The organism is Clostridium sardiniense (assembly GCF_019753795.1).
Classification (GTDB): domain Bacteria; phylum Bacillota; class Clostridia; order Clostridiales; family Clostridiaceae; genus Clostridium; species Clostridium sardiniense.
The window spans coordinates 51,962-71,187 of record NZ_JAIKTU010000011.1 but is presented as its reverse complement, the minus strand read 5'-3'; the positions used below and the strand labels follow the sequence as shown (position 1 = coordinate 71,187).

Here is a 19,226-nt window from a genome sequence, read left to right as displayed (position 1 = left end):
ATAAAAAAATAATAATTTAAAAGTTAAAGAATAGAAGAAAACAAAAACCTCATTCAACAAAGAATGAGGTTTTTATTAATTCTTATTTTGCTTATTCTGTTTTGATATTATTGAAAATAAGCAAATTATTAATATAGACGAAAATCTTGACCAAGTTCCTGCCCTTGAATTATTAATTCCACCTTCTATAGGATTGGCTTGGAATATAATCCAGGGAATTATAATTGCGATAATTATAGCTGTTATCCAATAAATATATTTATTTTTCAAGATGATTTGTAGATATTTATTTTGCATTAATTTATTCATATTACCACCATGTATCAAAAGTTATACTAAGAACAGGATATCCAGATGGTTTTCCTTTCATGCTTAGTTTTATTCCTCTAGCACCTTTGTATAAAATATTATTTTTGATGTTATTTAGAGTAGAAGCTCTTCTATTAACTGCTTCATCTACCATAGCAAAAGTAAGACCTGTAAAAAATCCTAATTGTGCATTTTTAACACCTATAAGTGCAGAGACTATATAATCAGCTGTACTACTTCCTGAAGTGAATTTTTTACCATAATATTTTTCTAATTCATATTTTGATAAATAAAGTATTTTTGATGTTTGAGGTCTAAGGGCTCCACCACCACCTGTAATATGTGCTCTTGGTGTTATTGTATGTACTGGATTTATTTCACTAGCGAATGATGAAATTGGAGTAAATAGAACTGATGAAACTATAAGAGTTGAAGTGAATAGACTTATTTTTGATAATTTCATAATTAATCCCCCTTTTTATTGATATATGCTAATTGTAGCATTTGTGGGATATTTATACATTACAAAATGGTGAAAATAATATTAAAATAAAAAGTTGAGTATAGGAGGGGATTATAGTTGTAGATGCATTGGCGGAATAATAGGTGCAGTTGTTGGACTTACTAACAAGAAAGGTTATGTTAAATGTTTAAATTGTGGTCGTGAATGAAAAATATAGATAGTACTACTATAATTAAAGTGATTTTATATAAATAATATCAAACTTATTGTGGTTTATTTAAGAAGAAAAAATCAAAGAAAAGTGAATAATATATAATATTTAAGACAACACTCCTTATAAAGGAGTGTTGTCTTATTTTTTTATTTTTATTTATAAAGGGGTATTCATATACAAACATAAAAAAGAAGTTACAATTATTATATATTTTAAATATAAGTGACATAATACTTACTTTAATTTTATTAAAAACAGGCTTGTTTAAAGAAGTTAATGGAATTATGGTTAATATAGTAGAAAATCCTTTAATAAGTATTTTTATTAAGGTAGGTTTAGTCGGATTACTTATATATTACTTAATTAAAAGAATGACTAATGCAACAAATAAGCAGTTATTAATATCTAATTTTATATTGAATGGAGCATTAGGTATTTACTGTATAATTAATTTAATGCATATATCATATATATTTTTATATCTAATAATATTAAATATAATTTAAGGTGCTATTATAGGGCATCTTTTTTGTTTTAATAAACTGTTTACATAATAGAAATATAATTCATGGTAAAATATTCTTATAACTACTAAGGAGGAATAATAATGGCGAAAGAAAAGAAATCAATTTTTAAAAAGTGGTGGTTTTGGCTTATAGTAATAATTATTATAATAGGGGCTATAGGTTCAGGGGGGAAATCTGATAAAAGCACTTCATCAAAATCAGATAGTAATGTTAGTAAAAACGAAGTAAATACTTCTAATAATAAAAAAGAAGAGCCTAAAAATGAGAAGACTGAAGGTAGAGATAATTCAACTGCAAAAGAAACTACTTTATCAACAGGAACGTTTGATGTTGGAAGTGATATACCAGAAGGTAGATATGTTTGTAAATCTCTAGATGGGTCAGGAAATTTTGTAGTTAATAAAGGTGGAGTACCTGTAGTTAATGATATATTAGATCCTACTGGAAAAGATGGAGTTAAGACAGTAACTTGTGATTTAACTAAAGGAGAATCTATTCAAATAAGCAGTATAAATAAAGTAAGATTTACTCCGGCACAAACAAAAGTAAGTGATAAATTAACTACTGGAACATGGAAAGTTGGAATTGATATAAAACCAGGGAAATATGTTGCAACTGCTAAGAGTGGGTCAGGAAATTTTGTTGTTTATAATAATGGAGTACCAACAGTAAATGAAATTTTAGATGCTAGTGGAGAAAATGGAGTTAAGACAGTAACTTGTAAGTTAAAAGATGGAGAAACAATTGATATAGCAAGTTTAAATGAAGTATATTTCGAAAGTAAATAAGAAATAAAAAGACTAGGTTAACTCCTAGTCTTTTTATTTTAGTGAGATTAAATGGTATTTTTAATGCATTTGCATTTTAATTATTGACATAAATTGAGATATTATACATTAGTATAATTAAATAATATATTATAAATATTATACGAGGTGGTTCAAGTGAGTAATAATGAAAGACTCTTAACTGTTAAAGATTTAGCTTCAAGATGGCAAAAGACTGAATTAACAATAAGGAGATATGTAAGTGAAGGGGTATTAACTCCTTGCAAGGGAGTTCCAGGAGTTATGTTTGCACCTTCATACATAAGAGAGCTTGAGGGCGTAAAATTAGATAAAATGTCTCCTACAGAAAGAAAAAGGTTAGAGGATAGAATAATAAAATTAGAAAAGATAATACAGTTACAATCTGAAAAGCTAAGCGAAATTATAAACTTGGGTGCCAGAAGTATGGAGTTATTAATAGATGTAAACAAAAAAGACTATATATAACATATAGTCTTTTAATAGATTATCATAAACATTTATTAAATTCGTCAAAAATTCGTCAAAAATATATTATAAAACTATGCAAATAAAGATATTTTATATATCTTATATAGTTCTACTAAAGCATTGAAATAACTAAGTTTTATAAGATTATATAAATTTTTATTACTCACAAAGTTGTTATGTGGGATAATGTGATGAATAATTGGAATTAACCTCTGAATATCAGTGTTTAAGCCATTCTTAAATTTGAAAAACAGCTAAAAAGGCGATTTATCAAAAATTCGGTAAAAATTTAAAATAAATTAGATATTAATTCAGCTGCTTTATTATACATTTAATCTGTTATATGTGAATATACTCTCAAGTTTGTTCTACATCGTGACTAAGTATATGGGCAGCTGTTTTAAAGTCTAATCCATTTGCTATAAGTTTTGTTGCGTAAGTATATATACATGTATTAAATTTTTACGTAATTGTTTATCTAAGTTTGTTCTCATACTTATCAGGTCTACATATATCAGAAATTTTTTCAGTTATTAATCTCTGATCTATATTTAAAGGTCGAGATTTTTTTATTTTCAATAATATCTTTTTAGTACTAGGAGGTAACGGAACTCTTCTATTAAAATTTTACTCTTTACATCAGTGAATCCAAAAACAATCATCCTTTCTCTTTTTCCATTGCTTAGTTATAGGTATAGAATTATTTTTAAAATCTATATCATTCCAAGTTAATCCCATAATTTTGCCAACTCTAAGACCACAAGTTAAAGCTAATGATACAATAATTTGATAATAACTATCTTTTTTTAGATAGTAATACATTATAGTTTTTTCTAAAATACATAAGGCTTTTCTTTTATTAGGTTGCTTATTAATAAGAATACTGTTAAATGGTGTATAGAAAATGGAATATAGATTGATGGAATTAAAAAGAAAGTTAGATTCAAATATAGTCTTAAGAATTTTTTCGAAGATATATTCTTAATACATTTACTCGTAAATGATTATTAAATTAAAACAAAAAAGAAAGAGCACCATAAAAATCAAATATTAAAAGAGAGGTGATATAAATATAGCCTACTAAATTAAAAAGTTAGCAATATAAGGATTAAGCGAATTAGTTAAGAAAAATTGATCTTTGAAAATTGAATAGTATAGTATTTACTAAATACGTTATAATTAACATATAGTGGTAGAATGTTGTACAACTAATGAATAACTACAAAATATATTTTGTAGTATTAAATGGAGGTGTTAATAGTGAAAATAGTTTTTATGGGAACTCCTGATTTTGCAGTTCCCTCATTGAAGAAAATGATAGAGAAATATAATGTAAGTGCAATTGTAACACAACCTGATAAACCAAGTGGAAGAGGGAAAAAGGTAGTAACTTCGCCAATCAAAAAGGTAGGACTATCGAATGAAATTCAAATTTTTTAGCCCGAAAAAATAAGAACAGATTCTGTAATTATTGATAAATTAAAAGAAATAAATCCTGATTTTATTATTGTTGTAGCATATGGTCAAATCTTAACTAAGCAAATACTTGACATACCAAAACTTGGATGTATTTGTTTACATGCATCTCGCCTTCCAATGTATAGGGGGGCAGCACCAATAAATTGGAGTTTAATAAATGGTGAAACAAAAACTGGAAATACAACTATACTAATGGATACTGGTATAGATACAGGTGATATGCTTATGAGAAGTGAGTTTAACATATCTGAATCTATGACAGCAGGAGAATTGTACAATTTATTAAAAATAAACGGTGCTGAACTGTTAGAGGAAACAATAAATGGAATTGCCACAGGTAAAATTTGTGGGATAAAACAACCCAGTGATGGAAGTTCTTATGTACAGATGTTAAACAAGCAAATGGCAAAGATTAATTGGAATGATAGTAGTATTAAAATACATAATTTAATAAGAGGATTGAGTTCTTAGCCATATAAAAATATAAACTCATGGCCAACTTCTCATACTTATTATAAAGATATTCCAATTAAAATATTCAAATCCAAGTCATTAGAGGCAAATATTATTAAACCACATGGTTATATTATAGATGCAAATAATGAAGGAATTTGAGTCGCCACCAGTAATGGTATTTTGATTATAGAAATATTACAGTTTCCAGGGGGGGAAACCTCTTGAGGTAAAAGAATTTTTAAAAGGAAATAAAATAGAAAAAGGCATTGTATTATTATAATCACAATTTATTAATAGTCTATTATAGGACTAGAATAGGACTAGAATATTATGATTATTGGTTCATAATATATAAGGAGAATTTGGTATATGAAATATATAATAAAAGAATCAGAAAATATAATTTTGAGAAAGACTAAAGTTGAAGATTTAGAATTTGTTATTAATGCAGAACAACAGAAAGAAAATGCTCAATATATAGGTCAATGGACAAAAGATCAACACATTAATTCATTAGTTAATAAAGACATTTTACATATAATTATTGAAGAATCTGCTACACAGAAACCTATTGGATATTTAATTATATCAGGAATTGAAAATAAAAATAATAGTATAGAATTTAGACGGTTTGTAATATGTGAAAAAGGTAAAGGGTTTGGCAAAGAAACATTAAAATTAGTAAAAAGTCTAGCCTTTAATGATTTAAAGGCTAATAGAGTATGGTTAGATGTAAGAGTAAAAAATATTAGAGCGCAAAACATTTATAAATCGGAAGGATTTAAAGAAGATGGAGTTTTAAGAGAATGTATTTTTTATAATAATAAATATGAGTCATTAATAGTAATGTCAATTTTAAAAAATGAGTATTAATATTTATAATATGTTATTACGGACTATTATAAATAAGGAAAAAGAGATAAGAAAATTATCAATAGAGTTAAATAATAAGAGAACTCTTAATGATCAAATAGATAGTACAGTAAAAAGAATGAACGATAATGAGAGAAAACTAATAGAGTTTAAATATACTAATAGAAATATATATTTTGGAATCAAGCAGAATCCATTTTATGATTTAATGTAGATTACGTTAGAAAAGAAATAAGGTAGGATGCAATAAATAAATTAGGTAAACTATATTTATAGACAGGTGTAAACGAGAAAGGTTGGAAATATAAAAATCCCCCAGTTTATACCCAATTTACACTCAACTAATACCAAAAAGTTTATGTTAGTATATATATGTATGGATATTAAATGTCATTAGTATTCATCCTATTATTGATAAAAATAGGGATAAAAAAATTAATTTATGGGAAATAATAAAATGTAGAAATAAATAAGGCCAAACTTATAATTGTTTATTAGTTTTTATATAATTTCTCAGACCACTATGTATGATTTAATAGTAGGTGTAAGAGCCTACTTCTTGGAGATATAACTCAAGTGGCAGAGTGAATAGGTTATAAATCCTATTGGGTGTGAGTTCAAATCTCGCTATCTTCATCAATATATTTTAGTTACTATATGCTATTATAGAGTTTAATACAGTTCTGTAACGCGTATAGCAAGATAGAGACTAACAATAGGGATTACATGTGCTATTAGTTTAAGTCTATAAAGAAAAGAACCTAGTAATTGATTTAGTAGGTTCTTTTTGTTATGAATAAATCTATATTTACATATGTATAAATGAATTGTATCAACAATTAAGGTTATTACTCTGTTCTATAAAAGGCAGAAAATATTAAAAGTACTTGTATAAATATAAGTGCTTTTTTATTTTATATAATTAGGAATTATGAAACACTTAACAAAATTATTTAAATTGAATAATATATTTTTCTAGCTATTTAATGTTCTAAAAAGATAAAGTATGTATGATGTATTAAATAATTTAGGTACTGAAAAAATGGCTCATGTAGAAATGACTGGTACTATAATTTATCAATTAATGGATAATGCGTCAGTTAAAGAGTTAAAAAAGGCTGGACTTGGTGGGCATTATACAGATCATGGTAAAGAACTATATTATTCTGATGCTCAAGGAAATCCATGGACAGCAACTTATATTCAAACAAAAGATGATGCTATAGCTGATTTACATGAGGATATGGATTTAGAAAAAAATCTAGAGCAACTTATGAATGGCTTATAAGTTTAACTGATGATGAGGAGGTAAAAGATGTATTAGAAAATATTGAACTTACTGATAAGAAAAGGCGCTTTTGCATTTATTATATAAATTATTTTAATGCTGCTAAGGCATATTAGAAAGCATATGAGTGTAGTTATGAATAATCATTATCTAATGGATATAGGATAATGGAGAATAATAGTATAAAAAAGCTTAAGTAACATAAAATCAATAGAGTAATGTTAATTAAATTTGCAAATAATAATTTATATAAAGCAAAACTTATTGGTAAATCATTATTTGCAAATTTTTAATATAGGAGGATTATTATGAATGATTTTATTGAAATAAAAAAAGAAATTGAAGAAATTAATAAAGCAATAAGAGAATTAGGAATTAATATTAAAAATATAAGGTTAAATCAAGATGATGAGATAGATATAATAGATGCAAGCAATAGCTTTGATAAAGTATCAGATTTATTTGATAATATAAATATTGATGTTAATAATTTACTAGATAATTTGAAGTCAAATGAATTTAATATATATCAAAAAATTCAACAAGCTAGAGTTGAACTGCAAAATAGAGAACTTAAGAAAACAGGATATAATAAATTCGCAAACTATAAATATTTTGAATTAGGAGATTTCTTACCTCATATAAATGATGTTTGTTTAAAGATTGGATTATATACAGAGTTTAAATTTACATCACAACAAGCTTGGTTATATATTAGAGATATTGATAACCCAGATATATTTAGAGAATGGTCAACACCTGTGGAGATTGCAACTTTAAAAGGGTGTAGTGCAATACAAAATATAGGAGGTACTCAAAGTTTTTCAAGAAGATACTTATATATGATGGCTTTTGAGATAGCTGAAACAGATGTTATAGATGGAGGAGCTGTTGATGCAGATGCAGAAGCAGGAAAACAAAAAATAAATAGAGCAAGTGTAATGACTATAAATAATTTAATAGATGAAACTGGAGTAGATAAAAGAAAATTTTTATCATGGGCTGGTGTAAATAAAGTTGAAGATATACCTAATTCAGCTTTAAATATATGTATTCAGATGCTTAATAAAAAGAAAAAAGATATTGAAACAAAGAAACAACACGAAGAGTATCAAGAAGAAGCGGAAAAACATACAGAAGAAGATTTTGAATTTTAGGAGGAAAATCCTATGAAAGAAATAGAAGTAGAGAAGCAATTACCAGTTATATTAATGAATTTTGATGAAGTTAAATTATCATTAAATGATACGATGAATAAATATAAAGGCATGGTAGTTACAGAAGAAAGTTTAAAAAAGTGTAAAACAACTCAAAAGGATCTAGCTAAACTTAGAAATAATATAGATAGTTATAGAAAAAATGTAAAAAGGGAAATGGAAAAACCAATAAGAGAATTTGAATCTCAATGTAGAGATCTTATAAAATTAATCTCAGAAGTAGAGAAGCCAATAAAGGATGGAATTAAAATATATGATGATAAACGGAGAGAAGAAAAAAGACTTAAAGCTATTGAATACATAAAGGAAAGTATAAGAAATCATAAATTAAAAGAAGAGTATGCATCTAAATTAACTATAAAGGATCAATATTTAAATCTTAGTGGAACATTAAAGAGTATAAAAGAAGATATTGAAATGAGAGCTGCAATATTAGAAAAACAGCAAGAAGATGATATGGAGAAAAGATTAATATTTGAAGTGTCAATAAGAAATGCAATAAATTCAGTTAATAGAGATATAAAAACTAAACTTACTATGGATGATTTTACATATTATATAGAATTAGGATGGCCCTTAGATAAAATATTAAAAGAGATAAATGATAGAGCAGAAACAATATTAAAAGCAGAAAAAACAGTACAGTATATGGAAAAAAATGTACAAGCAAAAAATAATGAAAATGAGAGTGGAAAAATAGATAATGATATAAAATTATCCCAAGATAATGTTAAGTATTTTGTAAACATAGATGTTATACATAATTATGAAATGATAAAATCCTTAAGTAAGTATCTGAAAGAAAATGGGTATAAGTATAACGTAAAAGAAAAGAGAGTTATAAAATAGAGATATTTATATAGAATAAATTTAGCTTATTTAACTTTTAGAGTACTTTAAAAATTATTATAAACTACTAATTTTATAAAATTAGTAGTTTATGAAAATAAGGATAATTATCTTTAAAAAGAATACTGTGAAGGGATAAATTATTATATGAAAGATATAACTAAATTTTATTCATATAAATAAAATTCATATTTACGAATATAATTAAATTTAATGAAGAAAATAATTAGTGACTCAGTAAAAGTTTAAGAGGTATTTATTTTGTTCAAACATGAAAAATAATTATTACACGAAGTAAAAGTAGAAAAACCAAATCCGCAATATGCGGTATTAATGCAAGAACAACTAGGGGGAGGAAATGGTGAATTAAAAGCAGCAATGCAATATATATCTCAAAGTTTTAGGATAAAAGATCCTGAAATAAAAGATTTATTTTTAGATATAGGTGCAGAAAAATTAAGCCATATGGAAATGGTAGTTCAAACAATTAATTTATTAAACGGACATGAAGTAGATTATAATAAAACTGAGGTTGGAGAAATAGAAACACATGTACTTACTGGATTATCTCCAGTATTAATAAATTCTTCAGGTGCTCCATGGACTGCTGATTATGTTACAGTTACAGGTGATTTAGTTGCTGATTTGTTATCGAATATTGATTCAGAACAAAGAGCAAAAGTTGTTTATGAATATTTATATAGACAAATAGATGATAAATATGTTAAAGAAACTATTGATTTTTTACTAAATAGAGAAGAAGCTCATAATACACTATTTAGAGAAGCGTTAAATAAAGTACAAAAAACAGGATCAAATAAAGATTTTGGTGTAACTGAAGATTCAAAACTTTACTTTGATTTATCTACGCCAGGGCCAGAGCACAAGCATCCAGAACCTACACCACCATCTTTTGATAATCCTAGAAGATAGTTTTTGTAGATTAAAAAGATAGTTATTTTAAAGAAATTAACTAAAAAAGAAGTAAATATTTGTACAATGTGGATATAAATAAAAAAGACTAGAATTAATTCTAGTCTTTTTTATGAGATTAAATGTTATTTTAATGAAGTTGAATTTTAATTATTAATTTATACATTTCTCACCTGATAAATATTATCTTTAATTCATTTTTTTCATTAATTTAATTAATATATATATATATATATATATGATAACAGATATTGATTGATAATATATTGAGAAAAGGTTGATTGAATTAACATATAGATAAAAATAAGCTAGTATATAAATTATACTATTGATTATATTAGTAAATAATAAAATTTAAGAGGCAGTTGGGTCTTATATTAGTGAAATTTAAAATTAGAAACCGTATAATAGAAGTCTTATTTTATTGTTTTGAATTCAAAACCTTTATCTTTAAAATATTTAATTATCTGAGGTAAAGCTTTCACAGTTTCATCTTTCCCATATGCATCATGCATTAGAACCACAATATTGTCTGCGTCTTCACCAAGCTTCTTAACGGTCTTTTTTAGGTAGATAACTAATTCTTGTGCATTTTTCTTTTTCCCTTCTGCATCACCATTTAAAGCATTCCAATCAATATTTTGAATTTCAAGCTCATTCAGCTTATTTTTTAATGCTTCCTTTCCATTCCATGTACGATATCCACCTGGTAATCTAATAATTCTAGTAAAGAAATCCTTGCCCAAAATACTTTGCATTAACTTTTCATTTTTATGTAAATCATCAATAACATGATCTACATTTATGGTCCTACTTGGATAAAGGTAATGGTAGTTATGACTATATGTATGATTTCCTATGGCATGTCCGTTGATAGCAATTTCTTTTAATAATTCTTTAGCTTTATCATTAGCATTTAATGATACTCCAGTTACAAAGAATGTTGCTTTAATATTGTGTTTATCTAGAACTTTAAGTAAAGCTGGAGTATTTGTTGTTGATGGACCGTCATCAAAGGTCAAATAAACTATTTTTTTTCTATCATTTCTAACGGGATATTGTTTGTAGCCTTTATATAAATCATTCATAAATTTAGATACGATTAATGCATCATCTGCATTAGGATCATCCTTTAATTGTAAGTAATAAGAAGTACCCAAGTCATTTTCAGATGCCACAACTTCTGTGTTATTAGAATTAGGTTTTATTATTGTAAATAATGAGATACATATTATTAATATAATTGTAAAAGGAATTAGGATTATTTTTTTCGGTTTGGTGAATTTCGGTTTCCTATTATCTGAATTCATATTAAGTCCTCCTTACTTATATAAGTAAATCAATACCTTTAGTATATTACTCAATAAGATTTTTATTCTTTAATTATATAAGAATAGATAATATAATGAATTAATATAAAAATTTAATAGTATGGCAAGAAATATATAAAAGTTACACAGCTTAATTCCGTCATATATAAGAGTTTACATTAATAGTAAATTTTAAAAAAGCTTAACAACATATTTTAATATGTTGTTAAGCTTTTTTTATCTATATAAAATTAGTATTAATAAATTGATAAGAGTAATGAATTTAAATTTTGCGGGTATATTATAAGAATATAGAAAAAGTTATATATAACTAAATGCATATAATATATATAAAAAAATACTCTTTCACTTATCTATTTTTATTATATATAATTAATCATGTAAATAATATACGGAGGAATCAATATGAATCAAAAGAAGAGTTTAATAAGTAAATTAGAGAATTATCCAATAGGCATATGTGGAACTTCTCTTGGTTTAATAACAGTAAGTACAGCATGGCAAATAAATGGAATAAATTTTTTAAAGCCATTAGCAATAATATTTACAATTTTAGCATTATCATTAATGCTTATAAGAATAGTAGTATTTCCTAAAAAAATTATACAAGAGATAAAACATCCAGTTTTAGGAAGCTTTTATCCAACAATAGATATGGGATTAATGTTAATAGCAGCATACTTTTTAAATGTTGCACCAAGATTTGCAAAAGGGTTATGGCTTGCATGTATAATTGTACATTTTATATTATTCATAGTTTTCTTTGCATTTAGAATAAAAGGTTTTAAGCTTGAACATATGGTTCCAAGTTGGTTCGTAGTTTGGGTTGGAGTAGTTGTTGCTTGCGTTACAAGTACAGGAATGGGATATGATAAATTAGCACAATGGTTATTTTATTTTGGATTTATTATATATATAATAACTTGGCCAATAATGTTATATAGAGTATTTAATCATAAAGCTATAGAAGAGCATCATCTACCTACAATAGGAATAATGGCAGCTCCAGCTAGCCTTTGTTTAGTTGGATATATTACTGCCTTTAAAACTTTAAACCCTATAATTTTAGGAGTATTAATAGTTATTTCAATAATAAATTTATTATTAGTTTATACATATATAGTAGGTTTTATAAAAAAGGGGTTTGCACCAATATATGCATCACTTACATTCCCGCTTGCAATTAGTATTATGGCTGCTTATAAAGTAAGTGAATATTTAATGAATGTAGGAGGAGTAGGTGGCGGAGTTTTTAAAGTATTAGGAGATATTGAAATATTTATAGGAACAGGAGTAATCTTCTATGTAGTATTTAACTTCTTATTGTTATTTGTAAAAGCTATAAGTCCAAGAGCAGAAGAAACTTTAGAATTAGAAGAATCTTTACTTGGAAAAACTACTAAAGAAGAAACTTTACCAGATAATACAGTAGAAGAATTATTAAAATAATATCAGCTAACTAATCTTTAATAAAATAAAGATTAAGATAAATTTATAATTAACAGTATCAAAACAAAACATTAACTTAAAAAACATCAATTTAAACAAACATTAACTTAAACAAAATAATAATTTAAAGAAAACCCCTAGAGTTTAAATTCTAGGGGTTTTCTTTTTTATTTAAAAATAATTCTAAAGAGGTTACATAATGAATATATTATGAATAAGTATTTGAGAGGTGGTGACTACTATATTGTATGGAATAAAAGAGAAGATAAATTCTGCAATTATAAATAAGAGAAATATAGATAAGATAGAGATTTCTATATCTAAAGAGGAAAAAGAAATAATAGAAAAACTTGCAAAGTTACATAAACTTAATACTAAGGACTTTATAAGATGGGTAGTATTGAATAAATTTCTAAATGATTTTATAAAAATAAATTAAAAATATTGACAGTTAATGTTTAACATGGTATTCTACAGAAAAGATAACCTTTAATTTGATCCAGAGAGATCAGTAAGGAAGTAATAGTAATGCAATTGTATCGTAGAATAACTGCGTCTTCCTTATGTCTTGTGAGGAAGACTTTTTTTATATACTTATACAATTGTAAGAAAATATTTCCCTTTTAATTTAACACAGAGAGGTTAAGAAGGAGTGAAATTATGTTAAAAGATAAACATTTAATCGATCCTATGGATTTTACTATAGGACAACTAGAAGAAATTTTCAAATTAGCACATCAAATTATTGAAAATCCAAAGGAATATTCTCATATATGTGATGGGAAAATCCTAGCGACTCTATTTTATGAACCTAGTACAAGAACAAGATTTAGCTTTGAAGCAGCTATGATGAGACTAGGTGGAAATATCTTAGGTTTTTCAGAACCAAATTCAAGTTCAGCATCTAAGGGAGAAACCCTTGCAGATACTATAAAAATGGTATCAATCTATTCAGACATTATAACAATGAGACATCCAAGAGAAGGCTCTGCAAGAGTTGCAAGTATGTACTCAGAGGTACCAGTTATAAATGCAGGAGATGGTGGACATCAACATCCAACTCAAACATTAACAGATTTATTAACAATAGAAACTTTAAAAGGAAGTCTTTCAAATCAAACAATTGGTTTATGTGGAGATTTAAAATATGGACGAACAGTACATTCATTAATAAAGGCAATGTCTAGGTATGAAGGTAATAAATTTGTATTAATATCACCAAAGGAACTTCAAATACCAGATTATATAAGAGATGAAATCTTAAAAAAGAATAATATAGAATTTAAAGAAGTTGAAAGATTAGAAGATGTAATAGAAGAAGTAGATATACTTTACATGACAAGAATTCAAAAAGAAAGATTCTTTAATGAGAAAGAGTACTTAAGACTTAAAGATAGTTATATATTAGATATGGACAAGATGAATTTAGCTAAGGAAGATATGATAGTTATGCATCCACTACCAAGAGTAAATGAAATTGCTGTAGAAGTTGATTCAGATAAGAGAGCTGCTTACTTTAAGCAAGCTGAATATGGAATGTATGCAAGAATGGCGTTAATATGTAAACTTTTGGGGGTATGTTAATATGTTAGAAATTACAAGTATAAAAAATGGATTAGTTATAGATCATATAAAAGCTGGAATTGGAATTAAAATATTTAATCACCTAAATTTAGAAGAATCAGATTTAAGCGTAGCATTAATCATGAATGTTAAAAGTAATACTTTAGGTAAAAAAGATATTATAAAAATTGAAGGAATACAAGAAATAGATTATAGAGTATTAGCAATGCTTTCACCTAATATAACAATAAATGAAGTTAGAGATGAAAAAATAGTTAACAAGCTAATACCAGAACTTCCAGAGAAAGTTGAAAATATAATTACTTGTGACAATGTAAGATGTATAACAACTGATGAAAATTATGTTCCTCAAATATTTAACTTAGTAGATAGAGATAAAGCAACTTATAAATGTGAGTATTGTGATCACATAATGAAACTAGTATAAGAGCTTAAAGAGGTGCTTGATTTGAATATATTAATAAAGAATGCAAATGTAATTGATTCATGCCAAAATTTTTTTGGTGATGTTTATATAGAAAATGGAAAAATAAAAGAAGTAGGTATAGATATAAGTAAAAGTGGAGTAGAAACTATAGATGCAAATGGATTAACCTTAATGCCAGCATTTGTTGATACTCATGCTCACTTTAGAGATCCTGGGCTTACTTATAAAGAAGATTTAGAGACTGGATCTAGATCTGCACTTAGAGGCGGATATACAGGAGTATGTTTAATGGGAAACACTAGTCCTATATGTTCAACTAAGGAAGTTTTAAATTATGTCAAAGAAAAGGAAGAGAAGTTAAACCTTATAGATATACACCAATGTGTAACAATAACAAAGAATTTTGATGGGAAAACAATATCACACTTAGAAGAATTTAAAAATGATTCTAGAGTGAGAGCAATATCAGATGATGGAGTTGGAGTATCAGATTCAAGAGTTATGATGGAAGCTATGAAGATAGCAAAAGAAAATGACTGGATAGTTATGTCTCATGCAGAGTCAGGTGAATTTTCAGATATAGATATGAGACTTGCAGAAAATATGATGACTTGGAGAGATATAACACTTGCAAAGGTTACAGAAGCTAAGCTTCATATGGCTCATGTAAGCACTAAAGAAGCTATGCAATATATAATAGATGGAAAATGCAAAGGGGTACAAGTAACTTGTGAAGTTACCCCACATCATATTGCACTAACTAATGATGTTAGTAATTATAGAGTTAATCCTCCAATAAGGGAAAGAGAAGATGTTGACTTTTTAATTAAAGCAATAAGTCATGGGGATGTAGATTGTATAGGAACAGATCATGCACCGCATACTTATGAAGATAAAAAGAAAGGTTCACCGGGGATGGTAGGACTAGAAACAGCTTTTCCAATATGTTATACAAAACTTGTAAAAGGTGGAGTTATATCAATAAATAAGCTATCAGAGATGATGTCAAGAAATCCAGCTAATATATTAAAGATGAATAAGGGGAATATTAGTATTGGATTAGATGGAGATGTAGTTTTAATAGATCCAAATAAAAAGATAGTTATAAATTCAGAGGAGTTCCACTCAAAAGGGAAAAATACACCATTTGAAGGTATGGAGTTTTATGGTGAAGTAGTTATGACAATAAAAGGTGGAAGAGTTTTATATAAAAAATAGTGGGGGATTAAAAGATGAAGAGTAGAATAATAGATAAATTATATAATAGAGTTAATGAAAGAGGAGTGGTGTGTGTTGGTCTTGACACATCACTTGATTACATACCAAGTTTTATAAAAGAGGGAAAGTCAAATAAAGATGCTATTGTTGAGTTTAATAGGGCAATAATTGATGCAACATTTGATGTAGCTGCATGCTTTAAAGTGCAAATAGCTTATTATGAGGCATTAGGCATTGAAGGACTAGAAGCTTACAGAGATACATTAGCATACCTTAGAGAAAAGGGTGAAATAATTATAGCTGATATAAAAAGAGGGGATATTGCAGCTACAGCAACAATGTACGCTAAAGCTCATTTTGAAGGCGACTTTGAAGCAGACTTTATAACATTAAGCCCATATATGGGGATGGATAGCATAGAACCATATATACCTTATATAGAAGGTGGAGATAAAGGAATATTTAGCTTAGTTAGAACTTCAAATAAAGGAGCAAAAGATATAGAGTATATCAAAACTCCAGCTGGAAGAAATGTTTATGATATAGTTGGCGAAAAGGTATTAAACATGGGAAAAGAATATATGGGTGAATGTGGATATACTCCAATGGGTGGAGTAATTGGATGTACACATATAGAAGAGGGTGCAAAGATTAGAGAAACTTTAAAGGAAATGTTTTTCTTAATACCGGGATATGGAGCGCAAGGTGGAAAAGCTGAAGATGTTGCAATGTATCTTAATAATGGAAACGGAGGAGTAGTAAACTCTTCAAGAGGAATACTTCTAGCTTATAAAAATAATGGAGCTTCTGAAAAAGACTTTGTAAAATGTGCTAGAGAAGAAGTAATTAGGATGAGAGACGAAATAAGATCAGCGTGTAATAGATAGGGAGGATTTTGACTATGGGAATTGTCTATAAAGATGTTACTGTAATTAGTAATGATGAGATAGCAAAAGGGATATTTAAATTAGTAGTAAAAGATGAGAATGAGATAAAGTGTGGTCAATTTTATATGCTTAAAGTCAAAAATGCACTTCTTCCAAGGCCTATAAGTATTTGTGAAAAAGAAGATGATAAGCTTACATTTCTTTATGCAGTAGTTGGTACTGGAACAGAAGAAATAAGCAAGATTAAGGAATCAGATGAAATAAAAATTACAGGACCTTTAGGAAATGGATTTAATGTAAATGAAAAGTTAGGTAGAGTTGCTTTAGTATCTGGAGGGATAGGAACTGCACCTATGCTTCAAGTAGCTAAAGAACTTAGAGAAAAAAATAATGCATCTAATATAGATCTATATGCAGGATTTAGAGATGATGTATATTTAATAAATGACTTTGAAAAGTATGTAGATAATATAAATATAACAACTAACACAGGAAAGCACGGAAAGAAAGGTTTTGTAACAGAAGTCTTAAATCCAAGAGATTATGATGTAGTTTTATGTTGTGGACCGGAAGTTATGATGAAAAAGGTAGTAGAAATGTGCAAAGAATGTGGTACAAAGATATTTGTATCAATGGAAAAACATATGGCTTGTGGAGTCGGAGCATGCTTAGTTTGCACATGTAAGACAAAGGATGGGCATAAGAGAACTTGTAAAGATGGACCAGTATTTGATGGAAACTATGTAGAACTGTAGAGGAGGAGTTATATGCTAAAGGTTAATATAAATGGAGTAGAATTTAAGAATCCTGTTATAGCAGCTTCAGGTACATTTGGATTTGGAGAAGAGTATAAAGATTTTTATGATGTTGGTATTCTAGGTGGAATATCATCAAAAGGATTAACTATAAATCCAAAGGATGGAAATGAAGGGATAAGAGTATATGAAACTTCAAGCGGTATGATGAATTCAGTTGGACTTCAAAATCCAGGAATAGATCACTTTATAGAGCACGAATTGAAGAACATGAAAAAGCTTAATACTAATGTAATTGCAAATATTGGTGGTGGATGCATGGAAGATTATGAAGAAGCCATAATTAATCTTAATAATACAGATATTGATATGATAGAACTTAATATATCATGTCCAAATGTAAAATCAGGTGGTATGGCTTTTGGAATAAAATCAGAAGTTGCATATGATGTTGTAAGTAAAATAAAGAGTATCACCAATAAACCTCTTATGGTGAAATTATCACCAAATGCAGAAAATATAGTGGAAATGGCTGTGAAATGTAGAGAAGCTGGGGCTGATTCATTATCCTTAATAAATACATTAAAAGGATTTGCTATTGATATAAATAAAAGGAAAGCAGTATTTAATAATACATATGCAGGATTATCAGGACCAGCTATAAAGCCAATAGCACTTAGAATGGTACACGAAGTATCAAAGGCAGTTGATATACCGGTGGTAGGACTAGGTGGAATTTCTAATTGGCAAGATGCTATTGAGTTTATGATGGCGGGAGCATCAGCTATACAGATTGGAACTGTTAATTTTACAAATCCAATGGCAGGAAAAGAAATAATAGAAGGAATGGAAAATTTCTTAATAAAAGAAGGAATAAAAGACATTAACGAGATAATAGGGATTGTTTAAAATTTAACGAAAATTTGGAGGTTTTTAGTATGAAAGCGTATAAAAAAGAGTTTATAGAGTTTATGGTAGAGTGTGGAGTTCTTACATTTGGAGATTTTGTAACAAAGAGCGGAAGAAAAACACCGTTTTTTGTAAATACAGGAAATTACAAAAAAGGAAGTCAACTAAAGAGACTTGGAGAGTTTTATGCAGAAGCTATAAAGGAGAATTTTGGAGAAGAATTTAATGTTTTATTTGGACCTGCATATAAAGGAATTCCATTAACAGTTACAACTTCAATTGCATTATCAGACATGTATAATATAGATGTAGATTACTGTTCTAATAGAAAAGAAGTTAAAGATCATGGAGATAAGGGAATACTTCTTGGTGCTAATTTAAAAGATGGAGATAAAGTTTTAATAGTTGAAGATGTAACAACAGCAGGTACGTCAATATACGAAACAATGCCTATTTTAAAGGAACAAGGGGATGTTGATGTTACTGGACTTATAATATCTGTAGATAGGATGGAACGAGGAAAAGGAGAAAAATCTGCCTTAAATGAAATAAAAGAAAAGTTTGGATTTAAGACATGTGCTATAGTAACTATGGAAGAAGTAATAGAGTATCTTTATAACAGGAAAATAAATGATAAAGTAATAATAGATGATGAAATTATGGAAAGAATAAATAATTATTATAAGCAATATGGTGCAAAGTAAAAACAAACTCATAAAAATGAAAAATATTGTTAAAAAAATATAAAAAAAGGACTAATTGTTAAAAAAACTTTTACATT

General features: G+C 27.2%; 21 protein-coding genes, 1 tRNA gene and 3 pseudogenes. 21 read left to right on the top strand and 4 right to left on the bottom strand.

Annotation, left to right across the window (positions count from 1 at the left end):
- Window positions 1-75: 75 nt before the first annotated feature.
- Together K5V21_RS13705 and K5V21_RS13700 are read right to left on the bottom strand one after the other, a co-directional pair.
- Window positions 76-309: a hypothetical protein gene (locus K5V21_RS13705; protein WP_221861745.1), complete on the bottom strand. Its 234-nt coding sequence runs from the start codon at window positions 307-309 to the stop codon at window positions 76-78.
- A 1-nt stretch (window position 310) separates the two neighbouring features.
- On the bottom strand, window positions 311-772 hold the full coding sequence (locus K5V21_RS13700) for a hypothetical protein (RefSeq protein WP_221861744.1): 462 nt from the start codon (window positions 770-772) through the stop codon (window positions 311-313).
- 312 nt (window positions 773-1,084) lie between these two features.
- Between K5V21_RS13700 and K5V21_RS19770 the strand changes: the two genes are divergently transcribed.
- The 3 genes from K5V21_RS19770 to K5V21_RS13685 all read left to right on the top strand — a co-directional run bounded on the left by K5V21_RS19770 (window position 1,085) and on the right by K5V21_RS13685 (window position 2,787).
- Window positions 1,085-1,492 (top strand): DUF5658 family protein, encoded by a 408-nt coding sequence (locus tag K5V21_RS19770; protein WP_221861827.1) that lies wholly within the window; start codon window positions 1,085-1,087, stop codon window positions 1,490-1,492.
- 101 nt (window positions 1,493-1,593) lie between these two features.
- The gene (locus K5V21_RS13690) at window positions 1,594-2,301 is read left to right on the top strand and encodes a hypothetical protein (RefSeq protein ID WP_221861743.1); all 708 of its coding nucleotides are present in this window, start codon (window positions 1,594-1,596) and stop codon (window positions 2,299-2,301) included.
- Between the two features lie 156 nt (window positions 2,302-2,457).
- Complete coding sequence (locus K5V21_RS13685; RefSeq protein ID WP_221861742.1) at window positions 2,458-2,787, top strand: histidine kinase; 330 nt, start codon at window positions 2,458-2,460, stop codon at window positions 2,785-2,787.
- A gap of 642 nt (window positions 2,788-3,429) precedes the next feature.
- On the opposite strand, the gene K5V21_RS13680 is transcribed toward K5V21_RS13685, so the two are convergent.
- Window positions 3,430-3,612 (bottom strand): tyrosine-type recombinase/integrase, encoded by a 183-nt coding sequence (locus K5V21_RS13680; protein ID WP_221861741.1) that lies wholly within the window; start codon window positions 3,610-3,612, stop codon window positions 3,430-3,432.
- Between the two features lie 438 nt (window positions 3,613-4,050).
- Here K5V21_RS13680 and fmt point away from each other — a divergent pair.
- From fmt to K5V21_RS13640, 9 genes and pseudogenes are all read left to right on the top strand, one after another.
- A pseudogene (fmt, locus tag K5V21_RS13675) lies at window positions 4,051-5,005 on the top strand (methionyl-tRNA formyltransferase).
- An 89-nt stretch (window positions 5,006-5,094) separates the two neighbouring features.
- On the top strand, window positions 5,095-5,598 hold the full coding sequence (locus K5V21_RS13670; protein WP_221861740.1) for a GNAT family N-acetyltransferase: 504 nt from the start codon (window positions 5,095-5,097) through the stop codon (window positions 5,596-5,598).
- Window positions 5,599-5,608: 10 nt separating this feature from the next.
- Window positions 5,609-5,812, top strand: coding sequence for a hypothetical protein (locus tag K5V21_RS13665; RefSeq protein WP_221861739.1), 204 nt, complete (start codon window positions 5,609-5,611; stop codon window positions 5,810-5,812).
- Window positions 5,813-6,159: 347 nt separating this feature from the next.
- Window positions 6,160-6,234, top strand: a tRNA-Tyr gene (locus K5V21_RS13660).
- A 379-nt stretch (window positions 6,235-6,613) separates the two neighbouring features.
- Window positions 6,614-6,921: pseudogene (locus K5V21_RS13655) on the top strand (manganese catalase family protein); the annotation flags it as partial.
- A 6-nt stretch (window positions 6,922-6,927) separates the two neighbouring features.
- Window positions 6,928-7,002, top strand: coding sequence for a terminase small subunit (locus tag K5V21_RS19550; protein ID WP_307495301.1), 75 nt, complete (start codon window positions 6,928-6,930; stop codon window positions 7,000-7,002).
- Between the two features lie 192 nt (window positions 7,003-7,194).
- Window positions 7,195-8,043 (top strand): ERF family protein, encoded by an 849-nt coding sequence (locus K5V21_RS13650; RefSeq protein ID WP_221861738.1) that lies wholly within the window; start codon window positions 7,195-7,197, stop codon window positions 8,041-8,043.
- Window positions 8,044-8,055: 12 nt separating this feature from the next.
- Complete coding sequence (locus K5V21_RS13645; protein WP_221861737.1) at window positions 8,056-8,952, top strand: DUF1351 domain-containing protein; 897 nt, start codon at window positions 8,056-8,058, stop codon at window positions 8,950-8,952.
- 261 nt (window positions 8,953-9,213) lie between these two features.
- Window positions 9,214-9,885, top strand: a pseudogene (locus K5V21_RS13640) (manganese catalase family protein).
- 416 nt (window positions 9,886-10,301) lie between these two features.
- Here the strand turns inward: K5V21_RS13640 and K5V21_RS13635 are convergent.
- A complete protein-coding gene (locus K5V21_RS13635) occupies window positions 10,302-11,063 on the bottom strand; it encodes a polysaccharide deacetylase family protein (protein WP_307495259.1) in 762 nt (253 codons plus the stop codon).
- Between the two features lie 558 nt (window positions 11,064-11,621).
- On the opposite strand from K5V21_RS13635, the gene K5V21_RS13630 reads away from it, so the two are divergent.
- The 9 genes from K5V21_RS13630 (at window position 11,622) to pyrE (ending at window position 19,149) form a co-directional block, all read left to right on the top strand.
- Window positions 11,622-12,665: a TDT family transporter gene (locus K5V21_RS13630; RefSeq protein WP_221861735.1), complete on the top strand. Its 1,044-nt coding sequence runs from the start codon at window positions 11,622-11,624 to the stop codon at window positions 12,663-12,665.
- A 244-nt stretch (window positions 12,666-12,909) separates the two neighbouring features.
- Window positions 12,910-13,104 carry a hypothetical protein gene (locus K5V21_RS13625; protein ID WP_221861734.1) on the top strand — a complete coding sequence of 65 codons (195 nt, stop codon included), beginning with the start codon at window positions 12,910-12,912 and terminating at the stop codon, window positions 13,102-13,104.
- A gap of 221 nt (window positions 13,105-13,325) precedes the next feature.
- A complete protein-coding gene (gene pyrB, locus K5V21_RS13620) occupies window positions 13,326-14,249 on the top strand; it encodes an aspartate carbamoyltransferase (RefSeq protein WP_204595181.1) in 924 nt (307 codons plus the stop codon).
- A 1-nt stretch (window position 14,250) separates the two neighbouring features.
- Window positions 14,251-14,676 (top strand): aspartate carbamoyltransferase regulatory subunit, encoded by a 426-nt coding sequence (locus tag K5V21_RS13615; RefSeq protein WP_221861733.1) that lies wholly within the window; start codon window positions 14,251-14,253, stop codon window positions 14,674-14,676.
- Between the two features lie 21 nt (window positions 14,677-14,697).
- Entirely contained in the window at window positions 14,698-15,894 is a 1,197-nt protein-coding gene (locus tag K5V21_RS13610; protein ID WP_221861732.1) for a dihydroorotase, read from the top strand.
- A gap of 14 nt (window positions 15,895-15,908) precedes the next feature.
- A complete protein-coding gene (pyrF, locus tag K5V21_RS13605) occupies window positions 15,909-16,781 on the top strand; it encodes an orotidine-5'-phosphate decarboxylase (protein ID WP_221861731.1) in 873 nt (290 codons plus the stop codon).
- A 14-nt stretch (window positions 16,782-16,795) separates the two neighbouring features.
- The gene (locus K5V21_RS13600; RefSeq protein WP_221861730.1) at window positions 16,796-17,536 is read left to right on the top strand and encodes a dihydroorotate dehydrogenase electron transfer subunit; all 741 of its coding nucleotides are present in this window, start codon (window positions 16,796-16,798) and stop codon (window positions 17,534-17,536) included.
- Between the two features lie 12 nt (window positions 17,537-17,548).
- On the top strand, window positions 17,549-18,445 hold the full coding sequence (locus K5V21_RS13595) for a dihydroorotate dehydrogenase (protein ID WP_221861729.1): 897 nt from the start codon (window positions 17,549-17,551) through the stop codon (window positions 18,443-18,445).
- Window positions 18,446-18,474: 29 nt separating this feature from the next.
- Window positions 18,475-19,149, top strand: coding sequence for an orotate phosphoribosyltransferase (pyrE, locus tag K5V21_RS13590; RefSeq protein ID WP_221861728.1), 675 nt, complete (start codon window positions 18,475-18,477; stop codon window positions 19,147-19,149).
- Window positions 19,150-19,226 lie beyond the last annotated feature (77 nt).

Bases quoted from the DNA above. Each gene is read 5' to 3' on its own strand.
- K5V21_RS13645 (WP_221861737.1), top strand. From the start codon at position 8,056: ATGAAAGAAATAGAAGTAGAGAAGCAATTACCAGTTATATTAATGAAT.
- K5V21_RS13600 (WP_221861730.1), top strand. From the start codon at position 16,796: ATGGGAATTGTCTATAAAGATGTTACTGTAATTAGTAATGATGAGATA.
- K5V21_RS13670 (WP_221861740.1), top strand. From the start codon at position 5,095: ATGAAATATATAATAAAAGAATCAGAAAATATAATTTTGAGAAAGACT.
- K5V21_RS13665 (WP_221861739.1), top strand. From the start codon at position 5,609: ATGTTATTACGGACTATTATAAATAAGGAAAAAGAGATAAGAAAATTA.
- K5V21_RS13700 (WP_221861744.1), bottom strand. From the start codon at position 772: ATGAAATTATCAAAAATAAGTCTATTCACTTCAACTCTTATAGTTTCA.
- pyrF (WP_221861731.1), top strand. From the start codon at position 15,909: ATGAAGAGTAGAATAATAGATAAATTATATAATAGAGTTAATGAAAGA.
- pyrE (WP_221861728.1), top strand. From the start codon at position 18,475: ATGAAAGCGTATAAAAAAGAGTTTATAGAGTTTATGGTAGAGTGTGGA.
- K5V21_RS13650 (WP_221861738.1), top strand. From the start codon at position 7,195: ATGAATGATTTTATTGAAATAAAAAAAGAAATTGAAGAAATTAATAAA.
- K5V21_RS13630 (WP_221861735.1), top strand. From the start codon at position 11,622: ATGAATCAAAAGAAGAGTTTAATAAGTAAATTAGAGAATTATCCAATA.
- K5V21_RS13705 (WP_221861745.1), bottom strand. From the start codon at position 309: ATGAATAAATTAATGCAAAATAAATATCTACAAATCATCTTGAAAAAT.
- K5V21_RS13615 (WP_221861733.1), top strand. From the start codon at position 14,251: ATGTTAGAAATTACAAGTATAAAAAATGGATTAGTTATAGATCATATA.
- K5V21_RS13595 (WP_221861729.1), top strand. From the start codon at position 17,549: ATGCTAAAGGTTAATATAAATGGAGTAGAATTTAAGAATCCTGTTATA.
- K5V21_RS13690 (WP_221861743.1), top strand. From the start codon at position 1,594: ATGGCGAAAGAAAAGAAATCAATTTTTAAAAAGTGGTGGTTTTGGCTT.
- pyrB (WP_204595181.1), top strand. From the start codon at position 13,326: ATGTTAAAAGATAAACATTTAATCGATCCTATGGATTTTACTATAGGA.
- K5V21_RS13680 (WP_221861741.1), bottom strand. From the start codon at position 3,612: ATGTATTACTATCTAAAAAAAGATAGTTATTATCAAATTATTGTATCA.